This window comes from Candidatus Poriferisodalis sp. (assembly GCF_965205175.1).
Lineage (GTDB): Bacteria > Actinomycetota > Acidimicrobiia > Acidimicrobiales > Poriferisodalaceae > Poriferisodalis.
This window is the reverse complement of record NZ_OZ242038.1, coordinates 459,339-476,005: the sequence shown is the minus strand read 5'-3', so window position 1 is coordinate 476,005 and position 16,667 is coordinate 459,339. Positions and strand designations below refer to the sequence as shown.

The following is a 16,667-nucleotide window of genomic DNA, read 5'->3' as shown; positions in this document are numbered from 1 at the left end:
CTTTTCCCTCCGACCCCAGCACAGCAGCAGCCTCCCACAACGCAGCAGGGCATACCCATCGCGGGGTCAGACCACAGCTGGCGCGGTGCTCAGAGCACAGCACTCCCCGAGCCGCGAGTCCTGGCCGATCACCAGCCGAGCCGTTCTCGCATTGCACGCCTGGTCTGGGCACCTACGCAGCGCAGGAATGTCTCATAGGGCAGCGTGCCGATGCCCGAGTCGTCTGATGCAGCATGACGCACGCCGCATCCCGGAGCGACCAGGTAGGCGTGACCGCGAAAACGCCGATGTTGATTCACCAGCGCCAGCAGCCCGCTGCGATGATGGCTTGGAGAGGATGCGATTTCGAACGCAAGGCAGTCATCTCCATGGCCATACACCAAGTCGACTTCGCTCTGCTTGTGTCGCCAGTAGTGCAAGCGCTTGCCTTCGTTGAGCGACAACGTGTGCAATGAAGAGGCCGCAAGGTTCTCGAGCAAAGTGCCCTGTTCGATGCCATCATGGATCGGGCTGATACCTCGCTGCAGCGTGGCATTGCGCACGGCACTATCGACGAAATAGCACTTGCGCCCGCGTCGTTGTATGGTTTCTTCGCTCCCAGCGCAATTGGTCAGTCTGAAAATCATGTGCGACCGTTCCAAGTGCAAAATGTACTTGTCGATGGTAGGTTGCGAGAGGCCGACTTGTTGTGCGAGCTTTGTTGCCGACAAGATGCCGGTGCTCTGGCCAGCCAACACATATAACAGATGTTCGAGCTGCAATGGACTGCCGACACGCGCATACTGGGGTATGTCCTTGTAGACTGTTTTGTCGACCGCATCATCCTTCAGTACGCGTTGTGACCTCAGCACCACATCCTCGCGTGAGTGCATGCGCGAATCTGCATTGTGGTTGTCAATCAAGAGTTTCGTCAAGGTATCGAGTAGGAGTTAAAGCCCCCCCAATTTCCATCAGAATCTGGAGTTTCACTGTATCCGCTTCCTCCGACGATTGGCAATTGGCGTCGGAAGACAAGGCAACCAACGTTTCGCGCAACGTGGAGTACACCCCAAGGTCACATAAGATAGTTGACAGTTATGCTATTGATCAGTTAGCAAAATTGCTCGATGCGGAATTGGCTTGATGCGGCGGCAGTTGCATGCTCGCCACCGGTGCCTGCGGCAGCTGATAGGCAATTGGCATGAACGAGATCCATCCGGCCGAACTGCCCACGACCCGGTCGCCAGTCGTCGAGTCTGAGGGTAGCGACGGCACACCTGACACAGACGAGCCGGCCAGGCGCATCAATTCGGTGGCAATCGTCGGCGCGGGCACCATGGGCACCGGCATCGCGGCCGTGACCGCGAAGGCCGGATGCCCGGTGCTGCTGCTCGATGTCGACGAGGCGGCTGCGCAGCGGGCGCTCGACGGCGTCGATGCCCAGGATCGGCATCTCGTCAGCATCGGGACCGTGGGCGACCGGCTGGACGACATCGCCGGCTACGACTGGGTGTGCGAGGCCGTGGTGGAGGACCTCGCCGTCAAGCGCCAGCTGTTCGAGCGTCTCGAGGCTGCCCGCAGCGACGGCTCGGTCATCTCCTCGAACACCTCCGGCATCCCGCTGCGCCAGATCAGCGAGGGCATGAGCGAACGCTTCCGGCGGGACGTCGCCATCACGCACTTCTTCAACCCGGTGCAGGTGATGAAGCTGTTCGAGCTGGTGCCCGGCGACGACACCGAGCCGGAGGTGATCGAGGCGTTCGCTCGCTTCGGCGCGCATCGGCTGGGCAAAGGCGTAGTACACGCCAAGGACACCGTGAACTTCATCGGCAACCGCATCGGCTGCTACTTCATGCTGTCCGGCCTGCACCTGGCCAAGCCGTTCCTGGCCGCCGGCATGACACCCGAGACCGTCGACGCCGTGCTCGGCGCTCCTGTCGGCCTGCCCCCGACGGGCCTGTACGGACTCATCGATCTGATCGGTCTGGACGTGATGGAACTGGTCGGCGTCAATCTGGCCAGGAACCTGCCGGCGGGCGACCGCGGGCGGGCGTTCGCAGCGTTTCCCGAGGCGGAGCAGGCCATGGCCGCACGAGGTCAGCTCGGGCGCAAGACGGGCGGCGGCTTCGGCCGGCGAGCCAAGGCCGCCGACGGAACCCGCACGGCTGAGACCTTCGATCTCGTCCGCGGCGAATGGCGCACCGCATCGCCGCCTGACCTCGACGGCGTCCCCACCGATCTGGGCGAAGTGCTGTTCGCCGCCTCGCCCCAGGGCGAGCTTGCCCGGCAGGTCTTCGGCGGCACCTTGGCCTACGCAGCAGACTTGGTGCCAGAGATCGCCGACGACATCGCGAACGTCGACAACGCCATTCGCTGGGGCTTCAACTGGGTGTACGGCCCCTTCGAGATGCTCGACCACGTGGGGCCGGCCCGCGTGATCGATGTGCTCCGAAGCAGCGGCACACCCCTTCCGGCCATGCTGGCCACACTCGAAGCATCGGGTCGGCCGACGTTCTACAGCCGGTCCACCGACGGCACCCGAATGCAGTTGATGCCCGACGGCACGGTCGCACCGGTGGACGCACAGCTGCGCGCAGAGGCAGACGCCGGACTGCTGGACTCGACGAACTAGCCGAACTCGCCGGCTTCGCCAAGCTGGGACCTGCCGGCGCGCACGATGGCGTCGGTCATGCGGATCGCCTGGGTCATGTGGTAGGCGTCGTGGACCCGCACGATGTCGATGCCTGCACAGATGGCCGCAGCGATGGTGGCAGCTGTGCCCAAGAGCCGATCGTCGACCGGCGCATGGGTGACGGCCCCGATGGTGGACTTGCGCGACGTGCCGATGAGCATGGGCAGCTCCAGCGACCAGAGTTCCGGCAACCGGCGCATCATCTCCAGATTCTGCGCCACGCCGAACCCGAACCCGAATCCCGGGTCGACCACGATGCGGTCGGTGCTGATGCCTGCATCAGCGCAGATCTGCAGGCTTGTCTCCAGCCCGGCGGTCACGTCCGCGACGAGGTCGGTGTGGGGACGGCCCCGCTGATTGTGCATCACCACAGCAGCAGCCCGTCGTTGTGCCACCAGCGGTGCCAGCTGCGGGTCGAGACGCAGGCCGGTGATGTCGTTCACCACAGTGGCCCCGGTGTCCAAGGCCGGTGCGGCAACCGCGGCCCACGTGGTGTCCACCGAGATGGGCACGTCGGCATCGAGCCGGTCCAGCTCGTCGCGTACGGCCTCGATGACACGAACCGCCCGCTGCCGCTCCACGGCGACCGGCGTGGGCGCAGCGCCGGGCCGGCTGGAGGCGCCGCCCACGTCGATGATGTCCACGCCGTCGGCCACCAGTGCCCGGGCCAGCGCTCGAGCGTCGTCCGGCCGGTCGGCAACGCCGTCGCCGGAGAATGAGTCGTCGGTCGCGTTCACGATGCCCATCACGAACGTCCGAGCGCCCCACTGCCAACGCGGGCCGCGGCCGGGATCCCACGTCCGGTGCCGGTAGCGGCGCCGAATCGGCCAGCCGAACGACAGCGGCGACGACACCTCAAGCCTGGCTGCGTTCAGGAGGCGCTTGCGCCAGCCGCCTCAGCCCGCCCCGCCGCAGCAGCGGGTAGCGTGCCGAGCAGGTTCGACGCTGCGGCCCGCAGGCCCACCATGGCCGGCGTCGCATCGAACGACGCCAAGGAGTCGAGTGCTTGGGCGACGTAGTGCTGAGCGGTCTCGACCGCTCCGGCGATCTCGGGACCGTCCACGACGATTGCACGGGCCCGGTCCCGCCGGCAGTCGTCGAGCGGCTCGCCGAGCAGTTCCGCCAAATCCTCGCCGGCCGGGTGCGCACTCGCCAGCATGCGGATCACCGGCAGCGTGTACACGCCCTCGCGCAGATCGTTGCCCGCCGGCTTGCCCAGCTCTTCGTCGGAGGCCACCAAGTCCAGCACGTCATCGACGATCTGGAACGCCATCCCGTAGGCGAGGCCGAAGCTGGTCAGGCGGTCGAGGGTCTCGCTGTCGGCGCCGGCCACCAGCCCCCCGATGCGGCACGAAGTGGCGTACAGCTCGGCGGTCTTGCCGCGAATGGCCAACAGGTACTGGTCCTCGGTGCGGCTCTTGTCGTAGATCAGCTGCAGCTCGCGCACTTGGCCCTCGCACAGTCGCCCGATCGTGGCAGCGAGCAGGGCTGCGATCTCGGTTCCCAGCGACGCCGCCAGCTCCGAGGCTCGTGCCAGCAGGAAGTCGCCGGCCAGGATCGCCTTCAGGTTGCCCCAGCGCAGATTCACAGCCTCGATGCCGCGCCGGGTCTGCGCGTCGTCCATGACGTCGTCGTGGTACAGCGAGCCCAAGTGCACCAGCTCCACGGCCACACCGCCGCAGATCATGTCGTCGGTGACCGCGTCGGGCGCAGCGCCGTCGGAGTCGCCCGCCAGCGCCGAAGCAATGACGAACGCAGGCCGCAGCCGCTTGCCGCCTGCGGGGATCAGATGCGACGTCACCTCGGTGAGGAATTCGTCGCCGGTGATCGCAGCGGCCCGCAGCGCCGATTCGATGCGTGCCAAGTCCTCGTGCGCAGTCGGCCGAGCCTGCAACGGGGATAGCGGTGCCACAGCACAACCGTAAACGACAGCGCCGGTGCCGCCAAGCAGCGATCTCGCAGGGCGTCGTTACACTGCTCGCAGGAGACCCCCGCACGGGAGACGTTCAGCGGAGACGTACCGCATCGTGGGCGGGTTTCAGCACACGGCTCAGTACAGGAGGCCACGTGTTCGAACGCTTCACCGATCGGGCCCGCCGAGTGGTGGTGCTGGCGCAGGAAGAAGCGCGCCTGCTGAATCACAACTACATCGGCACCGAGCACATCTTGCTGGGGCTGATCCACGAAGGCGAGGGGGTTGCAGCGCAGGCGCTGGAGTCGATGGGCATCTCGCTGGAGGCCGTGCGCAACCAGGTCGAGGAGATCATCGGCCAAGGCAGCTCGTCGCCCAGCGGCCACATTCCCTTCACGCCGCGCGCGAAGAAGGTGCTGGAGCTGTCGCTGCGCGAGGCGCTGCAGCTCGGCCACAACTACATCGGCACCGAGCACGTGCTGCTCGGGCTGATTCGCGAGGGCGAGGGCGTGGCCGCGCAGGTGCTGGTCAAGCTCGGTGCCGACCTGTCGAAGGTCCGCCAAGAGGTCATCCAGCAGCTCTCCGGCTACAGCGGTCCTGGCGGCGGGCGGGAGACTGTCGGCGCAACCTCCGGGAAGGGCAGCGAGCAGGGCGGCCAGAGCGGGTCGCTGGTGCTGGACCAGTTCGGGCGCAATCTGACCTCGGATGCCCGAGCCAAGAAGCTCGACCCGGTCATCGGCCGGCTGCGCGAAACCGAGCGGGTCATGCAGGTGCTGTCTCGCCGCACCAAGAACAACCCGGTGCTCGTCGGCGAGCCCGGCGTCGGCAAGACGGCCATCGTGGAGGGCCTCGCCCAGAAGATCGTCAACAACGACGTCCCCGAACTGCTGCGCGACAAGCAGCTCTACACCTTGGACTTGGGAGCGCTGGTGGCCGGCTCTCGCTACCGAGGGGACTTCGAGGAGCGGCTCAAGAAGGTCCTCAAGGAGATCCGCACCCGCGGCGACATCATCTTGTTCATCGACGAGCTGCACACGCTGGTCGGCGCCGGCGCCGCGGAGGGCGCCATCGACGCTGCATCGATTCTCAAGCCCATGCTGGCGCGCGGTGAGCTGCAGACCATCGGCGCCACAACGCTGGAGGAGTACCGCAAGTACCTTGAGAAGGACGCGGCGCTCGAGCGGCGGTTCCAGCCGATCACCGTGGATGAGCCCACGCTCAGCCACACGATCGAGATCGTCAAAGGGCTGCGCGACCGCTACGAGCAGCACCACCGAGTCACCATCACCGACCAGGCGCTGGTGGCAGCGGCGAACCTGGCTGACCGCTACATAGCGGATCGTCACCTGCCGGACAAGGCCATCGACCTCATCGACGAGGCCGGCTCGCGCCTGCGCATCAAGCGCATGTCGACCCCGCCGGACTTCAAGGAGATCGAGACGAAGCTGGCCGACGTCATCGAGCGCAAGAAGCAAGCGGTCGAGGCGCAGGACTTCGAGACAGCCGGCGCGCTGCGCGACGAGGAGAAGGAACTGCTCGAGCAGCGCTCCGTCGTGCTTGCTCAGGCCAAGGCCGAGGGCCACGACCTGTTCGACGAGGTCGACGAGGAGGCCATCGCGGAGGTGCTGTCGATCTGGACCGGCATCCCGGTCTACAAGCTCACCGAGGAGGAGACCCAGAAGCTCCTCCAGATGGAGGATGCGCTGCACAAGCGGGTCATCGGCCAGCACGACTCGATCAAGGCGGTCAGCCAAGCCATCCGGCGCACACGAGCCGGGCTGAAGGACCCGAAGCGGCCCGGCGGTTCGTTCATCTTCCTGGGCCCATCCGGCGTGGGCAAGACCGAGCTGGCCAAGACGCTGGCCGAGTTTCTCTTCGGCGACGAGAGTTCGCTGATCAGCCTCGACATGTCCGAGTACATGGACAAGTTCACGGTGAGCCGTCTCGTCGGCGCTCCGCCCGGTTACGTCGGCTACGACGAGGGCGGCCAGCTCACCGAGGCGGTGCGGCGCAAGCCGTTCTCGGTGGTGCTGTTCGACGAGATCGAAAAGGCCCACCCGGATGTGTTCAACACGCTGCTGCAGATTCTGGAGGAGGGACGCCTGACCGATGCGCAAGGCCGATCGGTGGACTTCCGCAACGCCGTGCTCATCATGACCTCGAATCTGGGCACCGCGGACCTGCGCAAGGCGCGGGTGGGCTTCGCCACCTCTGACGAGGGCGCCAGCTACGAGCGCATGAAGGAGAAGGTCAACGAGGCGCTCAAGGCGCATTTCCGGCCGGAGTTCCTGAACCGGATTGACGACACGATCGTGTTCCACGAGCTGAGCATCGAGGAGGTGGTGCAGATCGTGGATCTGATGATCACGCGTACTACCGATCAGCTGAGGGCACAGGGTCTCGGCCTGGAGCTCACCGACGCCGCCAAGGAGTGGCTGGCCCGCACCGGGTATGACCCACAGCTGGGTGCCAGACCGTTGCGCCGTGCGCTGCAGCATCACGTCGAGGACGCGCTGAGCGAGCGGATCCTCTACAAGGAGTTCCACGCTGGCGAGATCATCGTGGTCGATGTCGAGGACGACGAGATCGTGTTCCGCGCTATTGAGGGCTTCGACCCGGGGCCCATCGAGCTCGAAGAGGCAGCGGCCGTCGATTAGGCGTGTACCTGTAGGTGTGGCCGTGTGCTCGCGGCTGGCCGGTGCCGCGTTGGTCGGCGTGGCGGTGCTGGTATCGGCGGTGGGCTGTCGAGTGGACGTTGTCGTTGACATCGACATCGCCCATGACGGCAGCGGCAGCGTCACTGTCGAGCTTGCCTTTGACGCTGAGGTGATGCAGTGGGTGCCCGATCTGGGCGAGCTCATCGTGACCGACGGGCTTGTCGGGTGGGATGTTCGACATGTCGCCGAGGAGAGTCCGGCGGGCCACGTTCTGCGCGTCGTGGCCGTCAAGCGCTTTGCGTCTCCGGCCGAGCTGGCACAGGTGCTGGCCGAGATCGACCGGCCGCCCGACGGCTCAGCGGGCTTGTTCCGGTCCGCCACGTTCACCGGATCGCGTGACGGGGCGCGGGTGCTGTATGACCTGACAGTGACCGTCGGCTTGGATCGGCCGGTGGCCGGACTCGTGAACCCCGCCACCGCAGACGCCTTGGAGGGTGAGCTGTTCGGACTGCCGATCGCGCAGATCGAGCAGCGAGCGGGCGCGTCGTTGGACGAGCTGGTGACGTTGACCGTCCGTGCCACGGTGCCTCAAGGAAGCGGCAGGCTGCCCGCAGAGGGGGTGATGACGTTCAACCAGGGCGGCGTGCGCGAGTTGCGCGTCTCCGGTGAGCTGTTCGACGCGGAGATTGCCGCTGCCGATGCTGAAGCTCAGCGCTTGTCCGGCAGGGCTGCGTGGGGTGCCCGCGTCGCGGTGATCTGGTGGATGGTCGTCGCAGCGATCGCAGCGGCGCTGGTGTACCTAGCGTTGCGAAGCCGCCGCCGGCGGCGGAGGCTCGCACACCCGTAGCTGCGGTCGACCGGCGCTGATGGCAGCCAGCGGTGAGTCCGGGCGGGACGGGGGCATGGGCCTCCGTGCTCAAACAGTTGCGACGCATGTGCTGGACGCTGGGGGTGCGTGGCGTCGCAAAACTGCGCGCGGAAGCCCCTGCCCCCGTCCCACCTTGGTTTCGTTCTGTCGGCCGCTGCTTTCTCGTGCGTGTCGGTCCGGCGTCGCCGCTTGCCCCGTCGGCCCCGTGTCGCCGCTTGTGTTGTCCTGCGCCTCGGGACGTAATCTGGTTGACGCGAGAGGCGTTGCTTGTGGCATGCTCAGGCGGTGACTGCTCAGCGCGAGACATCCCGCGCGTTTTCGATTGGGTATGAGCGACGCGAACTCGGCGAGCTGATTGCGCTGCTGCGCCATCACGATGTCGAAATGCTGCTCGACGTGCGACTCAACGCCGTCTCGCGCAAGCCGGGAATGTCCAAGAAGCGACTTGCTCAAGCTGCCGCTGACGCCGGCATCGAGTACCGGCACGAATCCGTGCTCGGTAACCCGCAAGACAATCGTGAGGCGTTCCGTCTTGGCGAACGAGCGGCACGTGACCGCTACATGCGCCATCTCCGCAATGGCGCGCTCCCAACGTACAAGGAGTTCATTGAACTCGCCCGACGGGCGCGTATCGCATTGTTGTGCTATGAGCGGGAGCACGACTGTTGTCATCGCTCCTGCATATTGGAGGCCGCCCAGCGCGATATCGAGGGTTTGTCCGTCCAGTATATCTAGTTGGACCCGCTTCCGTCATGCAGTTAGCTCAGCAACAAGAACTGAACGTGATGATCATGGTCAAGGCAGCGCCTGTTGTCACACCTGCACAGGGTGAGAGCATTTGCGTAGCTGCCATGAGCCTTGACGGCCACGATGGCAAGAGTCAGTGGATTCGCCTGTATCCGGTGCCCTTCCGCGATCTTGCAGACAATTCCAAGTTCAGAAAATTCCAAGAAGTCAAACTTCAGGCCGTCCGACCCCGCAACGACCGCAGACCCGAGTCATGGAAGCCCATTGAGGGCTCATTCCAGCCGGGGCGTGTCATCGGAACTGAAGCCAATTGGTCTGAGCGACGCAGTCGCGTTGCGCAGCTGGGCGAAGCAACGCTTTGTGAACTTCTGGAACTCAACCGTAGTAGATCAATACCGTCTGTTCCATCTCTCGCTGTAGTCCGTACGTCAGCGGCACCTGAACTGCTGATCAAGCGGCGAAGCCCAAATGAGATTCGCCAATGGCAAGAGCGAATCCAGTATATCGAGAGCAGGCCCTCGCTGTTTGATGAGTCGGACAAAACCAATGCTGTCTGCGAGGTCGTGCCGTGGAGATTTCAATACAGGTACAAGTGCCAGGCTCGTCGCTGCAATGGACATCAGCAGACTATTGTTGATTGGGAGTTGGTTGCACTCTGGCGTCACGTGCGTCATCAATCTGACTGGCAGGAGAAGATTCGGGCCAAGTATGGGGACGAGCTTTGGGCACATAATCGCGACACGAGACTCTTCGTTGGCAATATGGTCAGACGGCCTCAGAATTTCTTAGTGCTCGGCGTCTTTTGGCCTCCTCGGTCGGACCTTCAAGAACAGCTGATTTAGTGTTCACATACAGAGTCTCTGCTTCTGGGGTGAACGGGTGAGGCGGGTGTGGGCGTTGGTGCTTGCGGGGGGTGCTGGTAGTCGATTCGGCACAGGGACTGATGTCGGGGCCACGCGCACGGATGCTGTCGCTGCCCGCACGAAGGTGATGGTGCCTGTCGCTGGGCGCACCATGCTGGACTGGTCGGTGAGCGCGGCTGCGGCTGCGTGCGACGGAGTGACGCTGGTGCTGCCCGCCGGTCTGCTCGAGCAGGCAGTCCCGTCTGCGGAGACCGCGCTGGCACAGTCGCCTGTGCTAGGCGAGGAGCTGCGAGCTGGTCAGACAACGAGCGTTGTGCCCGCCGATACAACGCTTGCTGACGTGGCTCTGCGCGCTGAAGTGGTTCTTGCGCGTGCCGATGCGGTGGTGGCCGGTGGAGCGACGCGGTCTGCGTCGGTTCGTGCTGGGCTCGGGACCGTTCCTGATGATGTCGACGTGGTGGTGTGTCACGACGCGGCTCGCCCCGGCGCTTCGGCGGCGCTCTTCGACGCGGTGATCGCAGCAGTCCGGTCCGGTGCCGACGCGGCGGTGCCAGTGCTGCCGGTGTACGACACGCTGAAGCGAGTGCCTGCATGGCGCGACAGTGGCGGCACCGTCACGGCGACGGTCGACCGAACCGGCCTGTTCGCCGTGCAAACCCCTCAAGCGTTTCGCCGCGAGGCGCTGGTAGCGGCTCACGCCGGAGCACCGGAGGCCACCGACGACGCAGCGCTCATCGAAGCCGCAGGCGGCACGGTGCTGGCCGTGCCGGGCGAGGCCGAGGCGCACAAGGTCACCACGCAGGCTGACCTCGTGATCGTGGAGGCGCTGCTTGCCGGACGCGCACGGGCGGTTGCGACGCATCAGACCTCACCGACGGACGGCGGCAGCGGTTGACCCACACGAGGCGGGCGGTTCGGGTTCGACGGCCGCGGCATTGGCTCACGCAGATGCGTCATGTGGGCGCCGGCGACCGGCTCTAGCTTCAACGGCGGTGAACGCGGTTGGCCAGGCCGGTGAATGGCCGGAAATGCGAGTGGGGTACGGGTACGACGCGCACCCCTTCGCGGATGACCGCGCCGACTGCGAAATGAGCGCTGCGTGCGGCTGCGTTGCAGACCCGAACACAGACCGTCACGCGAGCCACGCCACAACCGACGTTTCCGACGACGACGAGTGTGCGCTGGGCCAGTGCGAGGGTGACATCGCCAACAGCGCTACGGGCGCCGAGCGCAGCGAGCGCACGCTGGTGCTGGGCGGCGTCCGGTTCGCGGGCGAACGTCCGCTGGCGGGCCACAGCGACGCCGACGTTGTGGCCCATGCCGTCATCGACGCGATGCTCGGCGCGGCCGGTCTTGGTGACATCGGCACGCATTTCCCCGACAGCGCCGAGCGCTGGCGCGATGCCGACAGCATCGAGATGTTGCAGCAAGTCGCCGCTCATCTCGGCGCTCACGGCTGGCGGCTGGCCAACGCCGATTGCACCGTTATCTGCGATCGCCCGAAGATCGCTCCGTACCGTGAGTCAATGCAACGACGGCTGAGCGACGCAGCGGGCGGCCCCGTTACGGTCTGCGGAAAGCGGACCGAGGGCCTCGGAAACAGCGAGGGCATCGTGGCGCATGCCGTTGCGCTCGTGCTCGCCGACCGCGAGCAGCTGTCGAAGCTCCAGCGCAGCGGGGGCGGTGAACAGTGAACGCGCAAGGCCGGCGCAGACACGGCACTGGTCGCCCCGGTTCCCGGCGCCCGAGCGCGTCGCGACCAGGCGGCGGCAGTCAGCAGCCGTCTCGCAACCCCAGGGTTCGCAGCTCCGCCAGGCGCAGTCCCAAGGGGCGCGAGGGCGACAGATCAGGAGCGCCGCAGCGACAGAACGACTCGCGTCGACGGGCAGGCCGGGCACGGGGCCATGCCGGACAAGCACAGCGCGTGCCACAAGCCCAAACTGCTCGACAGCAGGCGCGGCCGCGAGGTCTCGGCGGGGATCACGTGGAAGGCCGTCAGGCGGTGCGCGAACTGCTGCGGGCTGGCAAACGCAGGGTCCATGAGGTGCTGATCTGCGAAGACGCACAGTCGGCTGCGACGCTGGCCGAGATCGTCGACCTCGCCGGCGATCGCCGTGTGCCGGTGCGCGAGATCACGCGCCGCAAGCTGGACGAGGCGGCACTGACAGCGGCGCCTCAAGGCGTGATCGCCAAGGCGGCCGCTGTGACGCCGGTTCCGCTGGAGGACCTGGCCAAGCCGGCACGCGGCACGCCGCCGCTGGTGGTGGCGACCGACGGCGTCACCGACCCGGGCAACCTCGGGGCCATCCTGCGCACCGCCGAGGCTGCCGGTGCCACAGGAGCAGTGCTCACCAGCCACCGTTCAGCGAGTCTGACGCCTGCGACAGTGAAGGCCGCAGCGGGTGCCATCGAGTATCTGCCGATCGCGCATGTCGGCGGCCTTCCCGCAGCGCTCGCCCAGTTGCGAGAGCTGGGCCTGTGGGCAGTCGGACTCGACGGCAACGCCTCCGACGGCCTCGACGAGCTGCGGGTGGGCGACCAACCGATGGTGCTGGTGCTCGGCGCTGAGGGCTGTGGACTGTCGCCGCTGGTGGAACGCCGCTGCGATCACGTGCTGTCGATACCGGTGATGGGCCGAATCGACTCGCTGAACGTGGCCGCTGCTGCTGCAGTGGCTCTCTACGACATAGCCCGCGCTCGCCGACGCAGCGGCAGCGAACGCACCGCGCCTGCCGGCGGCACGCACTGAACGAGGGCGCTCAGTACGCGGCGGCGCGTGCTTGGCTGGTGCGAATCAGCTGAACAAGAACCTCATCGGGTAGCGGTTCGGCATGTCCGTCCTCACGGTGATGGTCATCAGAGCATTGCCCCAGCAAACGGCCGTGCCGTCGGTGCGTGCGCCGCAGGCAAGATTCTCGTTGACCGATGCCGTGGCGAGTTGACCAGCCGAAGGCGAGTTCCAGCCGTAGGTGTCGCCCCAGCAGGCGACAGCGCCGTCGGAGTCGATAGCGCACGCAACCCCGTCGCCCACCGACACAGCGGCATGCGTCCCGCTGGGCGGCTGTGCGACGCTCACTCCAGATTCGTCGATGCGCCTCAAGGGGTCGCCCCAGCAGGCAATGGTGCCGTCGCTGCGGATGCCGCATGCTTGGTTGGTGCCGACAGATACTGCGGTGAACTGGCCTGACGGCGTCTTGCGCACGAGCTTCTGGTTGGTTCCCCAGCAGGCAATGGTGCCGTCGCTGCGGATGCCGCATGCTTGGTTGGTGCCGACGGAGACAGAGGTGAACTGGCCTGACGGCGTCTTGCGCACGAGCTTCTGGTTGGTTCCCCAGCAGGAGAGCGTGCCGTCGGTGCGCAGACCGCAAGCATGCTCTCGACCGACGGATACGGCGGTGAATGTGCCAGACGGCGCGCTCAGGTGGCCGCCGCCCGAATAGCCGGTGTCGCCCCAGCAGGTGATGGTGCCGTCGGTGCGCACGCCACACGCGAAGGAGAGGTGTGAGTCGTCGTCTGATTCGTCGGAGTCCTTCACCAAGCCGCCGGCGACCGCCGTGAACTGGCCCGACGGCGGCTGGTACACGCGGCTCTTCGTGCTGCCCCAGCAAGTAACAGTGCCGTCGGTGCGCAGACCGCACGCGTTGTAGTCCCCCGAGGTGACCACATCGGTGAACGTGTGCGCCGTCCGGGTCGGGCGCTGGCTGCCGGGCGGAAGTGCTTGGCCACGCGCGTTGTCTCCCCAGCAGACGAGTGTGCCGTCGGTGCGCACGCCGCAAGCATGGTCGCGCCCGACAGAAATGTCCGTGAATTGACCCGACGGCGGGTCACCCCGACCGTCGTGAGTGCTCGTTCGGCAGACAATTCTGCCGTCGGTGCGTAGTCCGCAGCCGAATCTTGTGTCGAACTCGTACGCACTTCGGTAGCTACCGGCAATGTTGTAGTCGCCGACTCTGTATTCGGCGAACGTGCCCGAGAGCGGCGAGTAGTTCCTACTGAGCCAGCAGGAGATGGTGCCGCCGGTGCGCAGTCCGCATGCTGTCGATGAGACGGCGATGAATGTTCCGGAAGGCTGGTTCCATTCCTTCTTGTAGTCGCCCCAGCAGGTGATGGTGCCGTCTGTGCGCAGTCCGCAGGCGGCGCGTCCATTCAGTTGTACGTCAGTGAATTTTCCGGACGGCACCGCGAACGTGAGTCCGGCGATTCCTTGCGGATAGAAGAGCTTGTGGCGGAATGAGTCTGGATTGGCAATCCTGCCCCAGCAGGTCATGGTGCCGTCGATGCGCACGCCGCACGTGCTGCTGCTGCCCGCCGATACTGCGGTGAACTGTCCCGAAGGCGCCGTCGACTGCCCGCTTGCGCTGCTGCCCCAGCACGCAACGGCGCGGTCCGTGCGCAGCGCGCAGGCGTGAGAGTAGCCGACGGATACAGCAGTGAATGTGCCCGACGGAGCATCCAACCCGTGGCCTAGGTGGTTCCCGCCGTAGCGGCTCCAACCAAGATTGTCGCCCCAGCAGGCGAGTGTGCCGTCGGTGCGCAGCCCGCAGGAGAAGATGCCTCCGGCCGATACGGCGGTGAACCGGTCCTGGGTCGGGTCGGCGACTGTGCTGCCGGGCGCTCGGGACTGGCCGTAGTGGTCGCTGCCCCAGCAGGCAACGGTGGCGTCAGTGCGCACCCCGCAGGCAAAGGAGGAGCTGTCGCTGCCTGCTGAGACGGCGGTGAATTGGCCGGACGGCGCATCCGTCATGCCGAACGCGTCCTCCCCCCAGCATGCGACGGTGCGGTCGGTGCGCACTCCGCACACGTGGGTGTTGCCTACGGAGATGGAGGCGAACTGGCCCGACGGCACATTCTGGCGCGGGTACGGATTGCGTCCCCAGCATGCGACGGTGCCGTTTGTGCGCAACCCGCATGTCGACGCGTGCCCTGCGGACACTGCGGTGAACTGACCGGACGGCGCCGTGGTCTCGCCGCCGCGATCGGCGCCCCAGCAGGCGATGGTGCCGTCGGTGCGCAGCCCGCAAGCATGCCGAAAGCCGATGTCGACAGCGCTGAACTTCCCGGCAGGCGCACGGGACGAGAGCCACTGGTAGCCCCAGCAGACGAGCGTGCCGTCAGTGCGAACCGCACACGAGAAACCCGAGCCGGTTGAGACTGCGGTGAACGTCCCGGCAGGCGGTTCCGACTCGCCGCGGCGGTTGTCGCCCCAGCAGACGAGCGTGCCGTCAGTGCGCACTGCGCACGAATGCGCTTCGCCGGCGGATACTGCGGTGAATTGTCCGCCGGGTGTGTTGGTTTGGGGCGCGTTGAGTTGGCCTTGTCGGTTGTCGCCCCAGCAGGTGATGGTGCCGTTTGTGCGCAGCCCGCAGGCGTGGTGGCCTCCGGCGGCGACTGCGGTGAAGGTGTTGGGGGGTGTGGGGTCGGTGGTGGAGGCGCCGTAGGCTTCGGGGTCGTCGTCGGTGATGGTGCCGGTGGCTTCGAGGGAGGCTCGGCCGCCTGCGAGGGTGACGCGGCTGTCTGAGGTTCGCAGGTTCTTGAGCCGCAGGATCAGTGTCTCGTCCTGCTCGGCGGCGGTGTCGCCGATGACTTGCACGGTGACGGTCTGGGCGAGCTGAGCGCCGGCGGCGCCGGCGGGGAACACGACGCGTTGTCTGGCGAACCCGAGGTAGTCGCGTCGGTCGTTCTTGTGGGAGCGGGTCGCGGTGGCGCGGCCTTTGGGCGACACCGCGGACGCCTGCACGGTCACCTCGTCGGTGGGCGTGCCGCTCAGCGTGACGGTGAACGTCAGGTTCGCGTGGCCGACGTCGCCCTCGGTCACGCTCGCGTCGCTGACCGACACGGTCAGCACCGCGGGCACCGCCGCCGTCGTCGTCGTGGTGGTGGTTGTAGTGGGCGGCGCGGTGGTCGTCGTTGTCGTCGTGGTCGGAGGCGCGGTCGTGGTCGTAGTGGTTGTGGTGGTCGTGGTGGTTGTGGGCGGCGCGGTCGTCGTTGTCGTAGTGGTGGTGGTCGTCGTTGTGGTGGTGGCGTTCCTTTGCGTCTGCGCGGCGGCGGGTTTGACTTTGGCGGTGGCGGAGCTTCCCCAGCGGTTGCAGTCCTGGGAGTAGGCGTGCACGTCGATTTGGTGCTTGCCGGTTCCTGTCAGGTCCAGCTCCAGGCCGCTGCCCGGGTGCTGCACGCTGTGCTGGGCGACCGCGTCGCCGCTGCTGTCGTACACGTACACCCAGTAGTGCGAGGTGGCGCAGCCCGGCTTGTTTGCTTTGCTGCGCTTGTTGCGCGGCTCGGCGCCGCGTGTCCACCACAGCGACACGCCGCCGTCGCGCACAGACGCGGTCAGCTCCATCGAGGCGTCCACCGACACCGCAGCCTCCTGCGCCGCGGCAGCGGGCGGCACCACCGCCGCCGTGCCTGCCAGCAGCGCCGACACCATCACGCCACGCAGCAGCCGCATCGCCACACCAGCCCTTCAGTCACCGCACACAGTCAAGCGTGCGAACGGTCATCCACAGGGCCACAGGGCCACAGGGCCACAGGGCCACAGGGCCACAGGGCCACAGGGCCACAGGGCCACAGGGCCACAGGCACCATAGCACAGTGTGACATCACCGTGTGACCAAGGCGTCGTGCCGCTGAAACCTCCCGCATGGCGCGCGCCGTCCAGTGGCCGCGAACCAGCTCTTGGCGCGTAACACGGTGCGGTCTTTGCTGTGTTGCCAGTCGCCCGTCTCCGCAGGGTGCCCGTGAATCACCGTCTGTGTCCACAATCACGGCTGGGTCCACCGCACCCATTGGCAGGCCTGTGTGCTGCCGTCGGGCCATACGATGCAGTCGGTGCCCGAGTAGCTCAACGGCCAGAGCACCGCTCTTGTAAAGCGGGGGTTGTGGGTTCGATTCCCACCTCGGGCTCGCCGGCTGCCGCGGACGGTCGGTGCCGGCGGTCAGCCGCGGCCGGCGG

General features: G+C 66.5%; 12 protein-coding genes and 1 tRNA gene. 9 read left to right on the top strand and 4 right to left on the bottom strand.

Features of this window, described 5'->3' with window-relative positions; translation table 11 throughout:
• Positions 1–128 precede the first annotated feature (128 nt).
• Positions 129–914 carry an ATP-binding protein gene (locus ACOGI4_RS02000; RefSeq protein ID WP_419842291.1) on the bottom strand — a complete coding sequence of 262 codons (786 nt, stop codon included), beginning with the start codon at positions 912–914 and terminating at the stop codon, positions 129–131.
• A gap of 266 nt (positions 915–1,180) precedes the next feature.
• Here ACOGI4_RS02000 and ACOGI4_RS01995 point away from each other — a divergent pair, with 266 nt between their 5' ends.
• Positions 1,181–2,611: a 3-hydroxyacyl-CoA dehydrogenase family protein gene (locus ACOGI4_RS01995; RefSeq protein WP_419842290.1), complete on the top strand. Its 1,431-nt coding sequence runs from the start codon at positions 1,181–1,183 to the stop codon at positions 2,609–2,611.
• Here ACOGI4_RS01995 and folP read toward each other — a convergent pair.
• Positions 2,608–3,525: a dihydropteroate synthase gene (gene folP / locus ACOGI4_RS01990; RefSeq protein WP_419842289.1), complete on the bottom strand. Its 918-nt coding sequence runs from the start codon at positions 3,523–3,525 to the stop codon at positions 2,608–2,610. The genes ACOGI4_RS01995 and folP overlap by 4 nt on opposite strands.
• A 17-nt stretch (positions 3,526–3,542) precedes the next feature.
• Positions 3,543–4,583, bottom strand: coding sequence for a polyprenyl synthetase family protein (locus ACOGI4_RS01985; RefSeq protein WP_419842288.1), 1,041 nt, complete (start codon positions 4,581–4,583; stop codon positions 3,543–3,545).
• A 155-nt stretch (positions 4,584–4,738) separates the two neighbouring features.
• Here ACOGI4_RS01985 and ACOGI4_RS01980 point away from each other — a divergent pair, with 155 nt between their 5' ends.
• The 7 genes from ACOGI4_RS01980 (at position 4,739) to rlmB (ending at position 12,467) form a co-directional block, all read left to right on the top strand.
• A complete protein-coding gene (locus ACOGI4_RS01980; RefSeq protein ID WP_419842287.1) occupies positions 4,739–7,240 on the top strand; it encodes an ATP-dependent Clp protease ATP-binding subunit in 2,502 nt (833 codons plus the stop codon).
• Positions 7,241–7,262: 22 nt separating this feature from the next.
• Positions 7,263–8,087, top strand: a complete 825-nt coding sequence (locus tag ACOGI4_RS01975) for a hypothetical protein (protein WP_419842286.1) — start codon at positions 7,263–7,265, stop codon at positions 8,085–8,087.
• Between the two features lie 306 nt (positions 8,088–8,393).
• Complete coding sequence (locus ACOGI4_RS01970; RefSeq protein ID WP_419842285.1) at positions 8,394–8,843, top strand: DUF488 family protein; 450 nt, start codon at positions 8,394–8,396, stop codon at positions 8,841–8,843.
• A gap of 17 nt (positions 8,844–8,860) precedes the next feature.
• Complete coding sequence (locus tag ACOGI4_RS01965) at positions 8,861–9,697, top strand: hypothetical protein (RefSeq protein ID WP_419842284.1); 837 nt, start codon at positions 8,861–8,863, stop codon at positions 9,695–9,697.
• Between the two features lie 37 nt (positions 9,698–9,734).
• Positions 9,735–10,613 carry an IspD/TarI family cytidylyltransferase gene (locus ACOGI4_RS01960; protein WP_419842283.1) on the top strand — a complete coding sequence of 293 codons (879 nt, stop codon included), beginning with the start codon at positions 9,735–9,737 and terminating at the stop codon, positions 10,611–10,613.
• Positions 10,614–10,710: 97 nt separating this feature from the next.
• A complete protein-coding gene (gene ispF, locus ACOGI4_RS01955) occupies positions 10,711–11,412 on the top strand; it encodes a 2-C-methyl-D-erythritol 2,4-cyclodiphosphate synthase (protein WP_419842282.1) in 702 nt (233 codons plus the stop codon).
• A 230-nt stretch (positions 11,413–11,642) separates the two neighbouring features.
• Positions 11,643–12,467 (top strand): 23S rRNA (guanosine(2251)-2'-O)-methyltransferase RlmB, encoded by an 825-nt coding sequence (rlmB, locus tag ACOGI4_RS01950; RefSeq protein ID WP_419842281.1) that lies wholly within the window; start codon positions 11,643–11,645, stop codon positions 12,465–12,467.
• A 45-nt stretch (positions 12,468–12,512) separates the two neighbouring features.
• Here rlmB and ACOGI4_RS01945 read toward each other — a convergent pair whose 3' ends face one another.
• The gene (locus ACOGI4_RS01945; RefSeq protein ID WP_419842280.1) at positions 12,513–16,163 is read right to left on the bottom strand and encodes an RCC1 domain-containing protein; all 3,651 of its coding nucleotides are present in this window, start codon (positions 16,161–16,163) and stop codon (positions 12,513–12,515) included.
• Positions 16,164–16,545: 382 nt separating this feature from the next.
• Here ACOGI4_RS01945 and ACOGI4_RS01940 point away from each other — a divergent pair.
• Positions 16,546–16,618 (top strand) — tRNA-Thr (locus ACOGI4_RS01940).
• The last annotated feature ends 49 nt before the right edge of the window (positions 16,619–16,667 follow it).